Below are 18,917 nucleotides of genomic sequence, written 5' to 3'. Positions count from 1 at the left end.
AACGCCTCCTTATCGGCTGTGTCGAATACGTGGGTTAACAATGCCGTAAGTGATATCTACCAAAAGATTCACGACAATGATGATACAAGCGACAATCAAAATACCGCCTTGAACGACAGGGTAATCACGGCGTCCGATGGACTCGATTAACCATTTACCAATGCCTGGCCAAGCAAACACGGTTTCCGTCAAAATCGCACCGGATAACAAAATACCCACTTGCAAACCGATAACGGTAATCACGGGAATCAAGGCATTACGCAGTGCGTGAATCACAATGACTCGCCAAGGCGCGATACCTTTTGCGCGTGCGGTACGAATGTAATCTTCGCTTAATACTTCCAGCATGGAAGAACGTGTCATGCGGGCGATAACCGCCATAGGAATGGTGCCAAGCACAATACTTGGCAAGATCAGGTGCGAAACCGCTGACGCAAAGGCGCCTTCTTCACCGGACAAAATGGAATCAATCAACATGAAGCCTGTGACGTCATCGATCCAATACACCACGTCGATCCGGCCGGATACTGGTGTCCACCCCAAATTAACGGAAAACACCAACATCAATAACAATGCCCACCAGAATATGGGCATGGAATATCCAGTAAGGGAAAAGGTCATCACCGAATGGTCTATCACGGTGCCGCGTTTAACCGCTGCAAAAATGCCCGCAGGCAAACCAATCAGAATCGCAAAAATAGCGGCACAAAATGCTAACTCAATGGTAGCTGGGAATAGCGTAAGGAATTCTTTCATTACCGGTTCTCTGGTAATGAGGGAGTTGCCTAAATCACCTTGTAAAACGCCAGTGACATAGTGATAGTACTGCACATACAACGGCTGATCAAAGCCTAGTTGAGCACTTAATTCGGCGTGGCGTTCTGCGCTCACACCGCGTTCACCGGCCATGACTTCAATTGGATCACCGGGGATTAAGCGAATAAGGGTAAAAGTCAGCAAGGTAATTCCGATAAAGGTCGGAATGACGAGGCTTAAGCGACGGAAAATAAATTGGAACATAAAGGACTGGCTCTCTTGAGATATTATGTGATCGAGCAAACCGCTCGGTCAGCAAAACAACAGCTCGCGTCCCAGCGAGCAGTTGTTTTGAGTCCTTCGCACGACTACTGTGCTTGCCAATACTTTGTTAAAAATAGACTCGAAATGCTCATTTATAACCCATAAACTCTGCTTTCTCGTCTCTTTTTGCCTCGTCTTGGCTTCGCTCGTGACGTCGTGAAAAGGCCTCATTTTGTTTAGTCCGAAGACCGTATTTCTAAACGTCTATTATTTGCTGACGTTGTAGAAGTAGTGACCGCCAAGCGGGTCAATTTTGTAGCCTTTTACTTCTTTACGAATTGGTTCGTATACCACTGAGTGAGCGATAGTGATCCAAGGTGCTTCGCGTTTGAAAACCACCTGAGATTCTTCGTACAGTTTAGTACGCTCTGCTTTATCAGACGTTTGTTTTGCTTTTAGCAGTAAGTCGTTGAACTCTTCGTTACACCATTGCGCGCGGTTCGCGCCACCAACAGCATCACAGCCTAACAATACATATAGGAAGTTATCTGGGTCACCATTATCACCAGTCCAACCTAGCAATACGGTATCGTGTTCACCCTTCTTAGAACGGTTTAAGTATTCTCCCCATTCGTAAGAAACGATTTCTGCTTTCACGCCGATTTTAGACCAGTCTTCTTGCATGATTTCAGCCATACGACGCGCATTTGGGTTATATGGACGTTGTACTGGCATTGCCCAGATATTGGTTGAGAAACCATCTGGATAACCCGCTTCAGCAAGTAATTTTTTCGCTTTTACTGGATCGTATGGGTAATCAACAACGTTTTTGTTGTAAGACCACATAGTTGGTGGAATCGGGTTCTTAGCCGCTTTACCTGCGCCTTGGAAAACCGCATCGATGATCGCGCTCTTGTCTGTTGCTAAGCTTAGCGCTTGGCGAACACGAGGATCGGTGAATGGTTTTTTCTGCGTATTAAATGCCAAATAACCAACGTTCAGGCCTTCTTGGCTCATTAGGTTGATATTTGGATCCGCTTCCATTTGCTGAAGGTCGGCAGGGTTTGGATACGGCATAACATCACACTCGCCCGCTTTCAGTTTCGCATAACGAACGGAAGCATCTGGAGTGATTGAGAAAACAAGACGATCGATTTTTGCTTTACCTTGCCAGTAGTCTTTAAATGCTGTGTAGCGGATCAAAGAGTCTTTTTGATACTGAACTTTTTGGAATGGACCGGTAGCAACAGGATCAATATCTAGCTTTTCAGGTGTGCCTTTTTTCATGTAGAAATCGGCTTGCTCTTTAGAGAAAATAGACGCAAAGTCCATTGCAAGGTTAGCAATGAAAGGTGCTTCTGGTTTCGTCAAAATGAACTTCACTGTGTAGTCGTCGACTTTTACCATCTCTTTAATCAAGGTATCCATGCCCATACCAGTGAAGTACTCGTAAGAGCCGCCAGATACAGTGTGGTAAGGGTTGTCTTTATTACCTTGGCGGTCGAATGTGAAGATCACATCGTCGGCATTAAAATCGCGTGTTGGAGTGAAGTCTTTTGAGGTGTGGAATTTCACACCTTTGCGCAAATGGAAAGTGTATTCAAGGCCATCGCTTGATACATCATAGCTTGTTGCTAAGCCTGGCTCTGTTTCTGTCGTACCCAATTTGAATTCGACTAAACGGTTAAACATGTTTTTCGATGTTGCATCGAAAGTAGTACCAGAAGTATAAAACGCTGGGTTAAAGCCCTCAGGGCTACCTTCTGAACAATAAACCAGTGTTGTTGCTGCGTGAGCGGTAGTGCTGATTGCTCCAGCGGCCATGAGTGCAAGCGTCAGTTTTGCTAACCCTTTTTTCATTGTAACTCTCCATTAGCATAATTATATTCGTGTCGAACACGTGGGAAGTCGAATCAAGGTATTCGTTACTTTTGTGATTATCTTGGCAGGGGGAAGAGCCATCTTTGTCGTTCGAGTCTTTTACAGTTTTAAAACAAACCCCATCCAAACTCCTAGTTCGAATGGGGTTGCTCTGCCTCGTCCCTGAGCCCCCTTTAGCTATAAATGATGAGCCTGAATAAACAGAAGCATCAAAAACAGCGTCTCTGAAGATTACTCAAGCCAATTTAAATAACCAATCGAAATAACGATATGGCCTATGCGTGTAATGAATACAGAATCTCTATAAGGAAGGGGAAGCCTTGAGCACAAAGGTTTTGCAGGAAAAAACATAAGTAAGGAATGTGAAAGAAAAAGGACAATTTTTTTTATAAAAAAGTTTAAAAAGGAAATGAGACATGAGGTTGCCAACTAGTTTGTTGGCCTGGAGGAAGACCGTTTAATGCTCCCTAATAGAAACATTAAACGGCCAAAAACACTAAAATTAGGCTTTTTTATCGAGCGCTTTAACTAGAACAGAGGTGTCTTGACGACCACGACCTTCCGCTATGAGCGCTTGGTAATCCTGATCAACGGCCTGGGTTAATGGGATCTTGATGCCCATTTTTTCGGCTTGAGCAAGACACAGACCTAAATCCTTATGCATCCATTCAATGGCGAAACCAAAGTCAAACTCGTTTTTAGCCATGGTTTCCCCGCGATTCTCTAACTGCCAAGAACCCGCTGCGCCATGTTTTAGCGTATCGACAAGCGTTGCAATGTCTAAGCCGGCTGTTTGGGCGAAACGAATACCTTCAGATAAACCAGACAATACCCCACCAATAAGAATCTGATTGACCATTTTTGCGATCTGACCATTACCAACCGGACCCATTAAGCTGGTGGCTTTGGCATAACAATCTAAAACGGGTTGGGCTTTATCCAAATCGCCTTGCGAACCACCGATCATTACGGTTAATACGCCATTTACTGCGCCTGCTTGGCCACCAGAAACGGGAGCATCCATGAAGTAGAAACCACGTTCTTGAGCGGCTTGATGAAGCTCTTTTGCCACTTCTGCCGAAGCTGTCGTGTGATCAATAAAAAGCGTGCCGGCTTTTGCTTGTTGGAATGCGCCTTCTGGTCCTAAATATACGGCGCGTAAATCGTCGTCATTGCCCACGCAAGTTAAAACGATATCGGCATCTTGAGCGGCAATCGCTGGAGTCGTCGCAAAGGTGCCAGTGTATTCTTCACACCAGTTTTGAGCTTTTTGAGTAGATCGATTGAAAACCACAACCGCATGACCCGCTTTACTCACATGACCTGCCATTGGGTAACCCATAGTTCCGAGTCCGATGAAGCTTACTTTCATTGCTTTTCTCCTTACTACGTTTGTTCGAGATATGGATCTGATAGACAAATTTAATAAACAGATCATACGGGTTTGATTGGCAATTACGAGGTACAAAAAACAAGGAAATGGGGCATACAGAAGCGGATTATTGCTAATTGGGTGGTATTTCAGGCGGTGTTTTGATAAAGGACGCTCACCCATTCTTCTTGTGGATAACTTTGTGCAAGAAAATCTGAGTGAGCGATTATTTCGTCAAAAGGCGAGTATGAGCAAAGAATCGAGCATATTTTATACGATTTTCATTCATTCCTATTGAACTGCTAGATCTTCCCTCCTTTGTCAATAGCTATAAGTGATTTAATCTAATTAAGTCCTCTTAATAATCTTATCTAGTTGAGATTGGTTCGTTTTTATAGAAGTTGCCTCAATTATTGAGGTTTATTAAAAAAATCAATATAAAACAAATGCTTAATATTATATTTCCATTTTTATCAAAGAGTATATTGCGTTTGCTAATTGCTCATTTGCTTGCGTGTCTAAGTGCACGCCATCAACGTCACTGGGTTGTAAAACCCCAGCAGCATTGAGAAAAATACACTGGTTGCGAATGGCGATATCTTGGTAGTACTGGTGAAAATGTTGTGATTTTTCAATGGCGCCGTCGAAACTTTCGGCCATAGAGCCCGTTGGGGATAAAATATTTGGCGGAGCGATCACCACAAGGGTTGGGACTGGGAAATCGTGAGAATTGGGTATTCTTGACTTTTCGATCAGTTTTTCTATACCTTTTGCTGCTTCATAGGCTCCAATATGGAAGTGTCGCTTCAAATCATTAGTGCCCAACATCAAGATTAAAATATCGACAGGGCCAAAGGTTTCTAATGCTGCTTGAAGGTACGTTAGTCCATTTCTGCCTTCTAAGAAGGGATCGTTCCAGATCGTCGTTCTGCCCGGCAATCCAAAGTTAATAACCTGATGTTGCTGACCTAATAAGTCATTTAGCATAGTTGGCCAGCGTAGGTGTTTTGGGTAACGTCCTCCGTTAGGTACTCGGCCCCAAGTAAGAGAATCTCCGTAGCATAAAATAGTCGCCATGATGTGCTCCTTGCATTCGTTATGAGTCATTAGATAGTGTAGTAAATAAGCAGCGTTTGATCATAAAATAATAACGAGTGTTGAAGAGGCTATCATGAGCATCACACCTTCTACTTTTTCTTCTAAAGACGACATCTGCTCGGCATTATCTCGCCTGAAAAATGTGGCTCGGCAAACTCCCTTCCCATCAGCTGAAGAGCGTCGACAATGCCTTACTCGTTTGCAAGTGGTGTTAATGAATCATGAAACCTCTTTATTAGACGCCTTACAGAAAGATTTTGGTCATCGTGCTCATGAAGAATCTAGGCTACTCGAGCTTGTCCCTTTACTTGGTGAAATAAAGCACGCGAAACGTCATCTTGTTAAATGGATGAAACCATCAAAGCGTAAAGTCCACATCAGTACCTTGCCAGCTAGCGCTCAGGTGTTCTATCAGCCAAAAGGTGTGGTAGGTGTCATCTCACCTTGGAACTATCCTGTGTTGCTGTCTCTAGGGCCTTTAGTGGGCGCATTGACGGCTGGGAATCGTGTGATGATGAAACTGTCGGAGTTTTGTCCTGCAACCAATCAGGTGCTACGCGACATAGTGACTCACGCTTTGGGGGAAGATTGGGTGGAAGTGGTTGAAGGTGAGGCCGATATCGCCAATGAATTTAGTCTGTTGCCATTCGATCATCTCTTGTTTACTGGTTCGACGTCCGTGGGGCATATTATTATGCGCAATGCCGCCGAGCATTTAACACCTATTACTTTAGAGTTGGGCGGTAAATCTCCTTTACTGATTGCTCCGTCGGCGGATTTACGTGATACGGCTAAAAAGCTAGTGTTTGGAAAAGTGCTTAATGCTGGACAAACCTGTGTCGCACCAGATTATGTTATGTGCCATTCCGACCAAAAGCAGATTTTAATCGATTATATAAAGCAGGAGCTCGCGGATTATTATCCAGAAGGTGTGTTGAGCCCTGATTACACGAGTTTAATTAACGTCCGCCAATTAGATCGCCTAAAAGGCTATTTAGAGCAAGCCCGAGCTGCTGGGGTCCAATGTGACAATTTGATGCCGCAAGGGCCAGAGGAAAGCGACGGTAAGCTGGCGTTGCATGCGCTGTATCAACCAAACGATGCTTTGAACGTGATGCAGGATGAGATTTTCGGGCCTTTGTTACCGATTCTCACCTATGCTGATATGTCAGAGGCCTTGTCTTACATTCAGCAACGGCCTCGTCCTTTATCTATGTATTTATTTACGCAACAAAATGAAGATCAAAAGCGCTGCGAGGAAAGCATTACCAGCGGCAGTTTGGTGATTAATCACACTCTGGTTCAAGTCGCACAAGCGGACTTGCCGTTTGGTGGTATTGGCGCATCGGGAATGGGCGCTTATCACGCTGAAGAAGGTTTTCGCACCTTTTCTCATAGCAAGTCGGTATTACGCAAACGTGGGCCGAATGTTCTTACCTTGCTGCGTCCACCGTATCTGCGCCGTATTCATAAGCTTGTTGCTAAGTACTGGCTTTACCTCTGATGACTTTTGCACGACTACTGCGCTGTTTACGTTACATTGTCAAAAAATAAAAGTCCCACAATGATTTCTCAGCATGGGACTTTTCGTACTACCGTATTTCAGCGCACTTTGATTTATCTATTTCAAGGCATTGAGTCGATTGGCAATGGCATCGATCTCTTGGCTCATGCGGCTAAGATGACTTGAATCGCTGGCGTTACTACCGGTGAGTTCCTGCAATCGAGAGACAAATCGACTCAAATCCTGTGATACTTTTTGCTGTTCGCCAGCGGCCACAGATATTTGAGTGGCCTGATCAGTGATTTGAGAGAACGCATTCACTACTTGTTGCAAATGGCTCGCTGTGGACTCAGCTGTTGCTACCGCACGTATAGTTTCGCTGTGACCCAATTCCATGGAGCTGACTGATTCTTTCGATGCAATTTGCAAGCGTCCTAGAACTTGCTCAATTTCCACGGCAGAACTTTCACTTTTCGCGGCAAGGTTACGTACTTCATCCGCAACCACGGCAAAGCCTCGACCTGTTTCTCCGGCTCTGGCTGCTTCAATGGCAGCGTTTAATGCCAACAAGTTGGTTTGCTCTGCGATGTCACGAATAACGCTCAACATGCCGTTTGCACGACGGCTGTCTTCATCTAGTTTAAGAATATTGGTTTGTGCTTGCGTCATCGCGCTGGTAAGAGAGCGCATTGTTTCGATAACAGTACTCATTTCATTACCGCTGTTACGTACGTCTTTATGAATGCGTTCAACGGTTTCTCTGGTTTCGTTGGCGTACATGGCAACGTCATGAGAGGTCGCGCCCAGCTCTTCTGTCGCTGCCGCCAATGTGGTGTTTTCATCACTTAGGCTGTTGGCTTTATTTAAAAAGTCATTGCTAAATGTGCTTAAACGACCAGCATCTTTCACCAGATTGGCAGATTCAATGTGAATCTGCTCAAGTAATTTTTTCAGCTTATCGCCATAGGCATTAACGGCCTGACGTAAATCGCCTAGTTCATTTAATTTGCCGACTTCAAGTTCTTGTGTGCTGCCGCCATCGGCCAGCTCTTGAATTTGCTGAGTAGTTTGATTGATCTGACCAAGCAAGCTGCGGAAGTAAGAAATGGCAATGATGCTAACGACTACTAATAAAGCACCAATAACAATCATCAGAAACAAGCCCATGCTTTGAGCGATTTCTGTCATACGTGCTTTAGGAACGACTAAACCGATCGTCCAGCCTGTTTGTGGATGCTTAAAAAGATCGACGTAGGCCGCGCCATTTAATATGTCATCATGATCGAGCGCAATCACTTGCTGGGAGCCACTGATTTTATCTAAGGCTGACTTTAACCAAGGTAACTGATTGCCAAGCTCAGCCGCAGTCAACATGCTGCCATCGCTTTTGACTAAATTGGCTTTGCCTTTCGGAAAGCTCAGTACTTGCCCAGCTTGATCAATGGCAAATACATAACCTTGGTTTTCACTTCCGTATTGTTCAAGGGTGTTGGTGATGCCATCGAGCATCATGTCCACCGTTGTGACACCTGTAAACTTAGTGTTCTCCTTCATTGGGATCGTACAGGTGACCATTGGAATTTTGGTGACTGGATCAATGTAAGCCTCAGACCAAGTACAACGATTAACGGGAGCTGTTTTACCAACGGTATACCAGCTTTCATTTTGATAACCAGAACCTGCAGGGTCATTATAATCGTCCAGATAGCTCATCTTAGAACCATCGCGCCCCCAGAAAAAACTACGACGCTGCGTTCCTTGAGTAAAAGCAGAAGGTTCTGGCCAGATACCACCACCGGCGATACTTTTGTCGTCATGGTTATTAATAATATTAGGGAAGACTTTTTTAAACAGCGCTTCGTCTTTTGGGAGTTCTGTACTAGCTAAAGCCAGAGTGCTGGTCAGTAGTTGGATTTTTTCTAGTTTGGCACTGAGTAATTCACTCAATCCTTTTTGATTAACGGAAATTTGTTGTTGGCGTTCTGCGGTTAAGTCGGGTTTTACTTTCGTTTCTATAACAATATAAATACTGGCGAGAGCGAGCAATAGAATGACCACTAAACCAATATTAATCTGTTGTCGGATTCTAATAGGTGACTTCATAACAACCTCAATCTTTGCGATGTGGGTGGGTACCTAAAACAATAATCTGATATAAAGACCGAGGGCAAGCTCATTTTTTACACAATTCATACACAAGGTGCTTTTATTTTAACCTTGTGATTGTTAATACAATATTTCAACGCCCTGATAACTTAGCGAGCTGAGTAAAGAAGAAGACGGTTTTTGGTCGGTAATCACACAATCATAATCGCTCATTTTTCCCCATAAACAGCGGGATTCAGTATCAAATTTTGTACTGTCGATAACCAAAATTCGATAATGGCAATGTTCAACTAAGGCTTCTCGCGCCATAACTTCGTCATCGGTAAAATCAAATAAATGGCCCTGTTTGTTGGCTGCTGCGACAGAAAAAATACCGATGTCCGCTCGGTAGCGCTGAAAAAAACGCATGGCGTCGCCACCTATGACATCTTGATCGCGCATTCTTACTCGACCACCTGATATGGTGAGCTCGCAGTCAGGGTGCTCACACAAATTACGTGCGGCATGAAGATTAGTGGTCATCACTTGTAAGCCCTGAAAGAGCGAAAGCTGGTTGGCGACTTCAGCCACGGTTGAACCACTACCAAGAAAGATTGATTGATAATCCGCTAACTTGCTCACACAAAGGTCGGCAATGTGCTTTTTTCCGGCCGCATGGCGGATTCGTCTTTGATCAAAACTAATGTTCTCGCGATGAGGAAAAGGGATCACTTCACCATGGCTGCGCAATACCAAGCCTTTTTCGGCTAATAGCCTAATATCCGATCGAACGGTTTGCACTGAGACCGAAAATTCGTCGGCGACGGCCTGTAATGTTTGGCGTCCTTGCTTATTCACCCATTGCACGATGTCATAGTGCCGTTTGTTCATAGTGATTTAGTCCTTTTTATGAAGCTTTTTAAGTAAAGATCGTCGAAACGAAAGCAAACCAGCATTAAACGAAATTTTTTCGTCACTATAGTGTCAAATTATGTCGGTATTGTTGCAGCTCACTTATCAAAAAGAGAGTTTCACCATGACCGTTAAGAAGACCTTGTTGCTATGTGCTGCGGCACTTGCTTTTCCTCTTTCCGTACAAGCTCAAGATGTTTTGACCTTGTATACCAGTCAGCCAAACCAAGATGCGCAAATGACGGTGGATGCGTTTGAAGCGGCCAATCCAGATATAAAAGTGGAGTGGGTGCGTGACGGAACGACCAAATTAATGACGAAGTTGCGCGCGGAATTATCCTCTGGCGTGGTGAAACCCGATGTACTGCTTATTGCTGACAGCGTGACCATGGAATCTATGGTGTCTGATGGCTATTTGTATTCCTACATGAGCCCTAATCGCGATCAATACGAAGATAGTTTGTACAGCAAAGATGGCTATTATTACGGCACGAAACTGATTACTACAGGCATTGTTCGTCATAAACAAGCGCCGCAACATCCAACGGATTGGGCTGATTTGGTCAAGCCTGAATACAAAAACCAAGTAGCGATGCCAAGCCCTTTGTATTCTGGTGCTGCGCTGATTCATCTTGCGACGCTAACTGCTGACAAATCACTAGGCTGGAATTATTTTGAGCAATTACATGCCAACCAAGCGATGGCGCAAGGAGGCAATGGCGGTGTACTAAAAGCGGTGGCATCAGGTACTAAGCCTTACGGTGTGATTGTGGATTTCCTAGCGATTCGTGAAGCGGCGAAGGGCTCACCGATTGAATTTATCTTTCCTAAAACGGGCGTCACCATGGTGACTGAGCCAGTGGCGATCATGAAAGAAGCTAAAAACAAAGCTGCAGCAAAGCGCTTTGTAGACTTTCTCTTATCAAAAGAAGGTCAAGCTCTGGTATTAGAGCAGGGTTATTTACCGGCTCGAAGTGATATTGGTGTACCAGAAGGTTTTCCTAAGCGTGTAGACATTCGTTTGATGCCGTTCGATGCGGCAAAAACATTGCGTGACAACGAAGCGAACAAAGAGCGTTTTAGCAAGATTTTTGAAGGTTAAGCAAGATGACTCCTTTGTTACTAAAAAGACGCTTTATGGATGGGACATCCATGGATAGCCAGCTTCGCTGGTTGTCCATCGGACTCTTCGTGTTAATCGCTACGTTAAGCGTATTACCCAGCCTGCGTTTGCTGGTCGAGGCCTTAAGTCATACGACTTTTTCTACGTCCTCACCTATGGCTGAAGTACTCAGAAGTGAGCGGACTTGGACGGCATTACGCAATAGTTTTTACACCTCAGGGTTAGGGACGCTCATCGCGGTGGTTTTGGGTTGCGGCTTTGGTTTTGTGGTGACTTTAACGAATATTCGTGGTCGCGCCATTTGGGTGTTTTGTTTTATGTTGCCGATGATGATTCCGCCACAAGTGACGGCGTTGAGTTGGTTACAACTGTTTGGTCCAGCAAGCCCAATTTTAAATACATTAGGTGTAGCGCCAGCGTTGGGCAGCCCACAGCCAATGTATTCGGCGGAAGGCATAGCTTTGTTGTTAGGCATACAAAGTGCGCCCTTGGTGTTTCTGGCTTTGCGTACTCAGCTTATTTCATTGCCTCAGGATTTATTAGAAGCCGCTCAACTATCTCGTGCTTCTCAGTTTCGAATTTGGGTCGATATCATTCTACCTTTGTGTCGCAGTGCGATCATCGCTGGCGCCGCGTTAGCCTTTGTTTCTTCTTTGGGTAATTTTGGTATTCCTGCGATGTTAGGGATTCCTGCAGGCTACATCGTTTTACCAACTTTGATTTATCAGCAAATGGCAGGATTTGGTAACGATATGCTGAGCCAAGTGGCGGGCTTGTCGATGATTATTGCGTTGTTAGTGCTAGCGGGAATGTTGTTACAACAATGGCTACAGCAACGCAGTTGTTATGCCTTGTTAGGTCATACCGCGCAGTCGCTGTCTTTTCGTCTTAAGCAATGGCGTTTGCCTCTCGAAATCCTCTTGGCATTGATGTTGTGTTTTATTTTGGTGGCCCCGCTATTTGCTTTGATTGTGAGCTCATTGGTGCCTGCTCTTGGTATGCCATTGAACGCGGATACCATTACCTTTGCCGCGTTTTACGAAATGATAGGGCGGCAAGGCGTTACTTCCCGAGCCTTCGAAAACAGCGCGTTTTTGGCTTTTTTCAGTGCTTTAGTCTTGATGCTGGTGTCTTTGCCATTGGGTTATTTATTGATGCGTTTGCCAATGCGAACTAGAGCTGTGATCGCCAGTTTGATTGAAGTGCCTTACGCCATCCCTGGTATCGTCTTAGCCATTGCTTTTATTTTGTTGTTCGCCAAGCCTTTACCTTTTATTGAGGTCAGCTTGTACGGCACGTTGGGCATTATTTTTCTGGCGTATCTGTCTTGTTTTTTGAGTGTGTGTTTGAAGCCGGTATTAAGCGCCATGTCTCAGCTTGACCCTGCGTTGGAAGAAGCCGCTCAGCTTGCAGGTGCAAGGCCGATACAGCGCTTGATGGACATTATTTTGCCGCTCACTGCACCAGCCTTCTTTGCAGGTGGATTACTGGTGTTTTTGATCTCGATTAATGAACTGACGGTGTCTGCTTTGTTGTGGAGCGCAGGCAATGAAACCCTAGGTGTGTTGATTTTTAATCTCGATGAAAGTGGCGACAGTGTTTTGGCCTCGGCCATTGCTGTGCTGGTGGTTTTGCTGGTCGCAGGGCTAATGAGTTTATTGAGTCTGTTTGCCCCTCGTCTGCCCAAAGGAGTGATTCCATGGCACGGTTAATATTGGATGGCGTTGAAAAATCTTTTCATGGTACGCCGGTTGTAAAAGGTTTGAATTTAACGATTGAGCCGGGTGAGTTTGTTGCCTTACTTGGGCCAAGTGGTTGTGGTAAATCGACCATTTTAAGAATGCTGGCAGGGTTTGAGAACGTTTCAGGTGGTCAAATCATTCATGGCGATGATTGTCTTTCTAGTTCGACGCGTCATGTGCCAACAGAAGAAAGAAACTTCGGCATGGTGTTTCAATCTTATGCACTTTGGCCGCACATGACGGTGAAAGAAAACGTCGGCTATCCGCTTAAAGTACAGAAAACGCCGGTGGCAGAACGCAACAAACGAATTAAAGACGCTCTGGAAATTGTTCAGTTAGAAGAATACGCAGATCGATTGCCAGCGCAACTAAGTGGCGGTCAGCGTCAGCGAGTGGCGTTGGCGCGTAGTTTGGTCACCGAGCCAGATGTGGTGTTGTTTGACGAACCGCTCGCTAACTTAGATAGACATTTGCGAGCGACGATGGAAGAAACCTTCCGCGCTTTTCACAAACGTACTGGCGCGACCATGGTTTATGTCACCCACGATCAATCCGAAGCCATGTCATTGGCCGATAAAATTGCTGTGCTGAATAAAGGGCAATTGGTGCAATGGGGAACACCTCAGGAACTGTATGCAAGACCAAGAAACACTTGGCTAGCGAATTTTATTGGTCGAGGTTCTGTGTTGTCGGTGGCTGCGGTTGCTCCTTCGCAATACGTGAGCGGTACAAATTTGACTGAGTTGATTCGCCAGCATTCACTAGATAAAGCGGCTAGCTCTGTGCTCGTGCGTCCACAAGATATTCATTTCGTCGGTGCGGATGATTCAGCACTGATTGTTAGTGTTCACAGCTGTATTTTTCGTGGTGAGCGTTACGATATTGAATTGACGCTAAAAGATGGCCAGCGCTTACTCGCGTACAGCGATGTACCTATGACGCTAGAAAGCCAGCATCAGGTTCGTCTTGGGCAAGCTTGGTCGCTTGAGAGTGAGTCATGAAGGTTAGCATTGATATTTTAAGTGGCGCAGGAAGGAAAACCGCCGCCGCGATTTTGGTGACCTACGAGGCAGAGCATCAGTCAAAACCGATTCGTTTTTTACTCGACGCGGGCGGCGCGTTAGAAGTGGGCGAAGATAAAGGCTGGACGCAACCAGATCACTTAGACGCGATTTTTATTTCCCATGATCATCAAGATCATATGGGCGGTTTGATCGATATTGATAGCAAGGTTCCGGTTTACGCGACTTCGCCCGTTCAGCAGCAATTGCCTACGCATTTAAACCTTCATACCTTACCTATTTGTGGCTCGACGAATGTGTCTGGCATAAAGGTGACAACAGGTTCGGCAGGGCATTCTTTTGGCGGTGTGTGGCTGCATCTTGATATGGGTCTTGATATGGGTGAGGGCATATTTTACAGCGGCGATTTTAGCCTAGAATCCAGCTTGTATCCTTTTACCATGCCTCCGCACGCCAGTGTTGCTTTACTCGATGCGTCTTACGGCTTGTATGACAATTCATTAGAGCAATGTAAAAACGCCTTGCTGCATTATCTGAAAGACGAGCGCGCCTTGCTGATGCCCGTTCCGCAAACTGGACGAGCGTTAGAAATGGCCTGCTGGTTAACTTCACTAGGGTTTCATGATTGGACTCTAGGGGGAGATTGCATTGCACCTGAAACTGTTTTGGCTGGGCCTAAAGATAGTGTGTGCAGCGAGATTAGACCTGTCCTGGAAAACATGAAAAGCCAACCGTTCAATCCCAATGCCAAAGTGGTGCTGTGTGGTGATCCTGATGGCTTGAGTGGCGAAGCGGCTGTTTTATTGCAACAACCAGAGCGATATTTGCCGGTTTATACCGGACATTTGCCGGAACATGCTCGTCAGGCCGTGAGCGAAGACAGAGCGCATTTTGAACGCTGGAATGTGCATCCGCGTAAGCAAGATTTGAAACGGCTGGTGGATCATCTTGGCTGCCGTATTTGTGTTCCATTGTTTTATACCATGAAAGATCTAAGTGAGTGGCGACAAGCCCTTGGTCCAAGCGTCACTGCAGATTCTTATATTGAGTTAGATTGTATAGAGTTAGATTATGACCTTAATACCTAAGCCTTTTGTCTTTGCGCGTCATGCGCAGAGCGAGTTTAACGCTGCGTTTCGTATTGGTGGTTTTACCGATAGTCCGTTAAGCATAATGGGGGTTCAACAAGCCAAAGATGCGGCGCCAATACTAAGTGTCATTGATTGGAGTGTTGTGGCAACCAGTACGTTACAACGCACGCAAGAGACTGCATTTCATGCGGTGCCAAAACAAACCATTATGGCGTATGAGCAACTTAAAGAACGCAATTGGGGCGACTTAGAAGGCTGCCCGATAGAACAGCAGCTGCCTTATGACGTGACGCCGCCTAATGGTGAATCTTGGCGAGACTTCGAGACTCGAGTGCTAAGCGCATTGAATGAGATCCTCAGCGAGCATTCGTGGCCTCTGATTATTGCGCATTCTGGTGTTTATCGAGTGCTAAACAATGTTATCAACGGCACGCCGTATTGCCCAAGAATCGGCAACGTTACTCCTATTTCTTTTGTGCCTAGCCAAGACGAAAACGGCTGGGAAATTACCCCTTTTAAAGGAAGCTTTACATGTTACCAAATGCCGTAATTGTTGATTTAGATGGCACTCTTGCCGAGTTCGATCACACCGAAGTTGCCCATTGGGTGCTTGGTGCAGAAAAACATTGGGACCCTTTTTTTGAACACATGAAACATGCACCAGTGATTGAAAATGTGCTGCGTTTGGTCAATATTCTCAAGCAACAAGGTCAACATATCTTAATTTGCAGTGGCCGTCCTGAATCCCATAAGCAGCACTCGGTTGAATGGATTCAAAAACACCAAATTCCATGCGATGGCATTTATCTACGCCCAGACAATGCTGATGCCTTGCCAGACGAGGACGTTAAAAAAGCCTTGTTGGAGAAAATCCACCAAGATGGTTTTACGCCTTGGTTGGTATTGGATGACCGCGATGCTGTGGTTCAAGGCTGGCGTAACCTAGGATTGACTTGCCTACAGTGCGCGCCGGGGGATTTTTAAATCGAATTATTACCTGAACAACTCAACGAAACGCTAAGCAACATTGAATAAATAGCAGATTTTATCCTCATGGCTAGCCTTGTTATCTAGCTCGCGCTAGCATGAGGAAATTTTATTCGGAGCTTGGTCCATGTTTCAACTTGTTCTTCTTAGTAATCAACAACATATTGATGTAGCAAATCTGTCGCTATCCGCAGAATTAATGGGCTTACCGAAAGATATTCCGATTAGCGTACAGCAGACTTGTCTAATGGGCGGCAAGCAAACCGGCTCACGCTTGATCACTTTGACCGTGGGCGATTCTGTGGTTCGTGTTGTACCGACTCGTGGCATGGCAGTTCTTGATGTTGTTAGGAAAGATACGGCAGGGAAGGACGTACGATTTGGTTGGGACTCGCCCGTTAAAGAAGTCGTACATCCAAGCTTTGTTAACCAAGAAGCGTCTGGCGGTATTGGCTGGTTAGATGGTTTTAACGAGATGATAGTGCGTTGTGGTTACCAATGGGCTGGGCATCCAGGTCAAGACGGCGACGAGTTTTTAACATTACACGGTCGTATCCAAAACACACCCGCAGACGAAGTGGTTTTAGAGGTCGAGCAGGTACCGCCTTATCGTGTGACTTTACGTGGTCGAGTCGATGAAAAACGTTTTAAATTCACTAACTTTGAACTGCAAACGGTATTGTCATTAACGCCAGATGAGCCTTATTTATTGGTTGAAGATACCTTAACCAATAAAGGTAGTTATCCGCGCGAATACCAAGCTATTTATCACAACAACTTTGCCCAACCGATTCTTGAAGATGGCGCGCAGTTACACGTTCCTATGGCGGAACTATCACCTTTTAACGACTATGCCGCTGGTGGTTTGAACGATTGGAATCAGATGCCTGCACCAACTAAAGACTTTGATGAAATGGTGTTTAATATTCGTCCGATTAGTGACGAGAAAGGTTTTTCTTATGCGTTATTACATAACGCCAACGCGAGCTGTGGCATAGAAGTCAGCTATCAAACGGACACCTTGCCAGTGCTTACCGTATGGAAAAATACGGACACACTGGAACAAGGTTACGTGGTGGGAATCGAGCCGGGCACTAGCTTTGCTTATAACCGTTCTTATCAGCGCGACTTAGGTTTGGTGCCGACAATTGGTGCTGGTGAATCGAAGCACTTTGTGGTGCGTTTTGGCTTGTTAACGGATGAAGATCAAGTCCAAGCAAGTGTGGCGAATATCGCTCAATTACAAAGTGATCAAACGGCTCAAGTGGTGTCTACACCGATTGTGCGCCTTGGTGAGGCATAGAGGTTCGGGAATAACGCTCCCAGTCGCCTGCTTCCATATATGGAGCGTGGTCTAGGGATTTGTTGTATACGTAAATCCAGCCACGGCCGTAGGGTGAAAAAACACGTTTTCTAATGTACAAGGAGCTTTCTGGCGTCTTTGGGTCATAACCTTCTAGTTGATCTAAAGACGCGAGTATTTCGTCTGATACGTCATACCATTCAACGCGTATCCGACCGCCGTTTTCATGGGTTGATACAATACCTGGGAAGTCTCCTAGATTGTGCATGCGAAAACCAGTCAACCAACCTAGGCCGATGCGCTTGCAGTCGGCAAGAAGTTCGTGATTATTCAGCCCCTCACGAAGCGTCCCATATACAGCAACAATGTTTGTAGGCATGTTGAATTCCATCTAATTACAATCAAAGTGTAGAAGATGAACTGGCTTAACGGTCATTTCAAGCCTTGTAGTGGGAAATTACGTTGCCATGACACAACCTTGATGTATTCATGAAACTACAGACATTCTAGCTCTTGATTTCAGCTTTTTTCGAGGCTTTGAGTTTCTAAATGTTGACGGTGCGATTTTTCGTGGTCAAGCAGCCAACGTTTTCGTTCTAACCCTCCTGCATAACCGGTTAAGCTTCCGTCTTTGCCAATGACTCGATGGCAAGGAATAACAATGGCAATGCGATTCATGCCGTTTGCTCTGGCGACAGCACGAACGGCTTTTGGGTTATTAAGTCGGGTGGCTTGTTCTTGGTAGCTGGCGGTGGTGCCGAACGGAATTGAGCCAAGCATTTTCCACACCGCATTTTGAAAATCCGTTCCAGGTGTATGAAGGGGTACGCTGAATTCGCTGCGTTTACCTGCAAAGTATTCTTCTAATTCTATTTTTAGCTGTTTCATGTGGCCGTTTTCTCCTGCCACAATGGGGGCTTTTAAACGGCGTTGTAAATCTTCAAACTCTGTTTCTAACATGCGTCGGTCGACAAATTCTAACAGACAAATTCCTTCGTCAGTGGCGCAGACAAACATAGGGCCAATGGGGGTTGTCAGCCTATCGATTAAAATCACAGCATTCTCCAAATTTAGAGTCGGTGCATGACCGAGTAACTTTTTAAAAGTGTAACCGAAACCACTCAACGAATCGTAGCCTGAATCTAACGCCGTATTGGTGGCGCTTTTGCCTGTTTTTAATTCTTGGAACGCATAATTAATACGATACATGCGCTGAAAGGTTTGGAAAGTCATGCCGTAATGTTGATTAAACCAGCGGCGCACAAAGATGGGCCGAATTCCAGATTCTCTTAACTCTTGGTCGGTGATTTTCGCCTTAGTGCAGTCTCGCACAAGGTTCATTGCCGCTTGCACTTCATAGGGTGCTTCATGTGCGTTTTCAGTGGGGCGACAAACTTTACAGGGACGAAAGCCTGCATCCATAGCGTCTTTGAAATGGGTGTAAAACTCCACGTTTTCACGTTTTGGTTTACGTGCTCGACAGGTAGCAATACAGAAAATAGAGGTGGTTTTAACTGCGACAAAAAACACACCAACAAAACTGGGTTCACGGTTTAGTAAGGCTTGATAATAACCATCGGCTTGTTTTTCATCTGTTATTAACATGCGTTTGTCCGTTGTTTGAATAATGGCTGAGGTCGTGTGTATTTGGGTGTTGTTTGTTGAGTTAGGTTAGCTTGATTATTAACGAAGCAACAACCGAAAATTGGACGAGTATTTTTTATTATTTTGAATAGGGTTATCGATTATTTCTAAATATGAAATAGAAGCTTAAGGA

Annotated in this window: 16 protein-coding genes; 8 read left to right on the top strand and 8 right to left on the bottom strand. The window is 45.2% G+C overall.

What is annotated here, in order from left to right; translation table 11 throughout:
* Positions 1-9: 9 nt before the first annotated feature.
* The 4 genes from B6N13_RS06265 to B6N13_RS06250 form a co-directional block, all read right to left on the bottom strand.
* Entirely contained in the window at positions 10-1,020 is a 1,011-nt protein-coding gene (locus B6N13_RS06265; protein ID WP_011977950.1) for an ABC transporter permease subunit, read from the bottom strand.
* A gap of 267 nt (positions 1,021-1,287) precedes the next feature.
* A complete protein-coding gene (locus B6N13_RS06260) occupies positions 1,288-2,880 on the bottom strand; it encodes an ABC transporter substrate-binding protein (protein ID WP_011977951.1) in 1,593 nt (530 codons plus the stop codon).
* A 523-nt stretch (positions 2,881-3,403) separates the two neighbouring features.
* Positions 3,404-4,273 carry an NAD(P)-dependent oxidoreductase gene (locus tag B6N13_RS06255; protein WP_169458860.1) on the bottom strand — a complete coding sequence of 290 codons (870 nt, stop codon included), beginning with the start codon at positions 4,271-4,273 and terminating at the stop codon, positions 3,404-3,406.
* 456 nt (positions 4,274-4,729) lie between these two features.
* Positions 4,730-5,350 carry an SGNH/GDSL hydrolase family protein gene (locus B6N13_RS06250; protein ID WP_011977953.1) on the bottom strand — a complete coding sequence of 207 codons (621 nt, stop codon included), beginning with the start codon at positions 5,348-5,350 and terminating at the stop codon, positions 4,730-4,732.
* A 94-nt stretch (positions 5,351-5,444) separates the two neighbouring features.
* Between B6N13_RS06250 and B6N13_RS06245 the strand changes: the two genes are divergently transcribed.
* Complete coding sequence (locus B6N13_RS06245) at positions 5,445-6,875, top strand: coniferyl aldehyde dehydrogenase (RefSeq protein WP_169458859.1); 1,431 nt, start codon at positions 5,445-5,447, stop codon at positions 6,873-6,875.
* A gap of 117 nt (positions 6,876-6,992) precedes the next feature.
* On the opposite strand, the gene B6N13_RS06240 is transcribed toward B6N13_RS06245, so the two are convergent.
* Positions 6,993-8,978, bottom strand: coding sequence for a methyl-accepting chemotaxis protein (locus B6N13_RS06240; RefSeq protein ID WP_011977955.1), 1,986 nt, complete (start codon positions 8,976-8,978; stop codon positions 6,993-6,995).
* 123 nt (positions 8,979-9,101) lie between these two features.
* On the bottom strand, positions 9,102-9,851 hold the full coding sequence (locus B6N13_RS06235; RefSeq protein ID WP_011977956.1) for a DeoR/GlpR family DNA-binding transcription regulator: 750 nt from the start codon (positions 9,849-9,851) through the stop codon (positions 9,102-9,104).
* Between the two features lie 145 nt (positions 9,852-9,996).
* Between B6N13_RS06235 and B6N13_RS06230 the strand changes: the two genes are divergently transcribed.
* From B6N13_RS06230 to B6N13_RS06200, 7 genes are all read left to right on the top strand, one after another.
* Positions 9,997-10,974, top strand: coding sequence for an ABC transporter substrate-binding protein (locus B6N13_RS06230; protein WP_048814180.1), 978 nt, complete (start codon positions 9,997-9,999; stop codon positions 10,972-10,974).
* Between the two features lie 50 nt (positions 10,975-11,024).
* A complete protein-coding gene (locus tag B6N13_RS06225) occupies positions 11,025-12,707 on the top strand; it encodes an iron ABC transporter permease (protein ID WP_169458914.1) in 1,683 nt (560 codons plus the stop codon).
* Positions 12,695-13,738: an ABC transporter ATP-binding protein gene (locus B6N13_RS06220; RefSeq protein WP_169458858.1), complete on the top strand. Its 1,044-nt coding sequence runs from the start codon at positions 12,695-12,697 to the stop codon at positions 13,736-13,738. The genes B6N13_RS06225 and B6N13_RS06220 overlap by 13 nt, the downstream gene beginning before the upstream one ends.
* Entirely contained in the window at positions 13,735-14,847 is a 1,113-nt protein-coding gene (locus B6N13_RS06215) for an MBL fold metallo-hydrolase (protein WP_169458857.1), read from the top strand. The genes B6N13_RS06220 and B6N13_RS06215 overlap by 4 nt, the downstream gene beginning before the upstream one ends.
* Positions 14,831-15,400 (top strand): histidine phosphatase family protein, encoded by a 570-nt coding sequence (locus B6N13_RS06210; protein WP_169458856.1) that lies wholly within the window; start codon positions 14,831-14,833, stop codon positions 15,398-15,400. Before B6N13_RS06215 ends, B6N13_RS06210 begins: the two co-directional genes overlap by 17 nt.
* Positions 15,382-15,834: an HAD family acid phosphatase gene (locus tag B6N13_RS06205; protein ID WP_011977962.1), complete on the top strand. Its 453-nt coding sequence runs from the start codon at positions 15,382-15,384 to the stop codon at positions 15,832-15,834. Before B6N13_RS06210 ends, B6N13_RS06205 begins: the two co-directional genes overlap by 19 nt.
* Before the next feature lie 130 nt (positions 15,835-15,964).
* Positions 15,965-17,140, top strand: a complete 1,176-nt coding sequence (locus B6N13_RS06200; protein ID WP_169458855.1) for an aldose 1-epimerase family protein — start codon at positions 15,965-15,967, stop codon at positions 17,138-17,140.
* Here B6N13_RS06200 and B6N13_RS06195 read toward each other — a convergent pair.
* Together B6N13_RS06195 and B6N13_RS06190 are read right to left on the bottom strand one after the other, a co-directional pair.
* The gene (locus tag B6N13_RS06195; RefSeq protein ID WP_248280247.1) at positions 17,109-17,519 is read right to left on the bottom strand and encodes a gamma-glutamylcyclotransferase family protein; all 411 of its coding nucleotides are present in this window, start codon (positions 17,517-17,519) and stop codon (positions 17,109-17,111) included. The genes B6N13_RS06200 and B6N13_RS06195 overlap by 32 nt on opposite strands.
* Positions 17,520-17,659: 140 nt before the next feature.
* Positions 17,660-18,745: a bifunctional transcriptional activator/DNA repair protein Ada gene (locus B6N13_RS06190; RefSeq protein WP_169458853.1), complete on the bottom strand. Its 1,086-nt coding sequence runs from the start codon at positions 18,743-18,745 to the stop codon at positions 17,660-17,662.
* Positions 18,746-18,917 lie beyond the last annotated feature (172 nt).

Source organism: Marinomonas sp. UCMA 3892, from assembly GCF_012726345.1.
Taxonomy (GTDB): domain Bacteria; phylum Pseudomonadota; class Gammaproteobacteria; order Pseudomonadales; family Marinomonadaceae; genus Marinomonas.
The sequence above is the reverse complement of the archived record's forward strand: the minus strand, read 5'-3'. Positions and strand labels throughout refer to the sequence as shown.

Coding starts and splice junctions, on each gene's coding strand:
- B6N13_RS06255 (WP_169458860.1), bottom strand. CDS start 4,273: ATGAAAGTAAGCTTCATCGGACTCGGAACTATGGGTTACCCAATGGCA.
- B6N13_RS06245 (WP_169458859.1), top strand. CDS start 5,445: ATGAGCATCACACCTTCTACTTTTTCTTCTAAAGACGACATCTGCTCG.
- B6N13_RS06190 (WP_169458853.1), bottom strand. CDS start 18,745: ATGTTAATAACAGATGAAAAACAAGCCGATGGTTATTATCAAGCCTTA.
- B6N13_RS06250 (WP_011977953.1), bottom strand. CDS start 5,350: ATGGCGACTATTTTATGCTACGGAGATTCTCTTACTTGGGGCCGAGTA.
- B6N13_RS06225 (WP_169458914.1), top strand. CDS start 11,025: ATGGATAGCCAGCTTCGCTGGTTGTCCATCGGACTCTTCGTGTTAATC.
- B6N13_RS06195 (WP_248280247.1), bottom strand. CDS start 17,519: ATGCCTACAAACATTGTTGCTGTATATGGGACGCTTCGTGAGGGGCTG.
- B6N13_RS06235 (WP_011977956.1), bottom strand. CDS start 9,851: ATGAACAAACGGCACTATGACATCGTGCAATGGGTGAATAAGCAAGGA.
- B6N13_RS06230 (WP_048814180.1), top strand. CDS start 9,997: ATGACCGTTAAGAAGACCTTGTTGCTATGTGCTGCGGCACTTGCTTTT.
- B6N13_RS06260 (WP_011977951.1), bottom strand. CDS start 2,880: ATGAAAAAAGGGTTAGCAAAACTGACGCTTGCACTCATGGCCGCTGGA.
- B6N13_RS06205 (WP_011977962.1), top strand. CDS start 15,382: ATGTTACCAAATGCCGTAATTGTTGATTTAGATGGCACTCTTGCCGAG.
- B6N13_RS06240 (WP_011977955.1), bottom strand. CDS start 8,978: ATGAAGTCACCTATTAGAATCCGACAACAGATTAATATTGGTTTAGTG.
- B6N13_RS06215 (WP_169458857.1), top strand. CDS start 13,735: ATGAAGGTTAGCATTGATATTTTAAGTGGCGCAGGAAGGAAAACCGCC.
- B6N13_RS06200 (WP_169458855.1), top strand. CDS start 15,965: ATGTTTCAACTTGTTCTTCTTAGTAATCAACAACATATTGATGTAGCA.
- B6N13_RS06210 (WP_169458856.1), top strand. CDS start 14,831: ATGACCTTAATACCTAAGCCTTTTGTCTTTGCGCGTCATGCGCAGAGC.
- B6N13_RS06220 (WP_169458858.1), top strand. CDS start 12,695: ATGGCACGGTTAATATTGGATGGCGTTGAAAAATCTTTTCATGGTACG.
- B6N13_RS06265 (WP_011977950.1), bottom strand. CDS start 1,020: ATGTTCCAATTTATTTTCCGTCGCTTAAGCCTCGTCATTCCGACCTTT.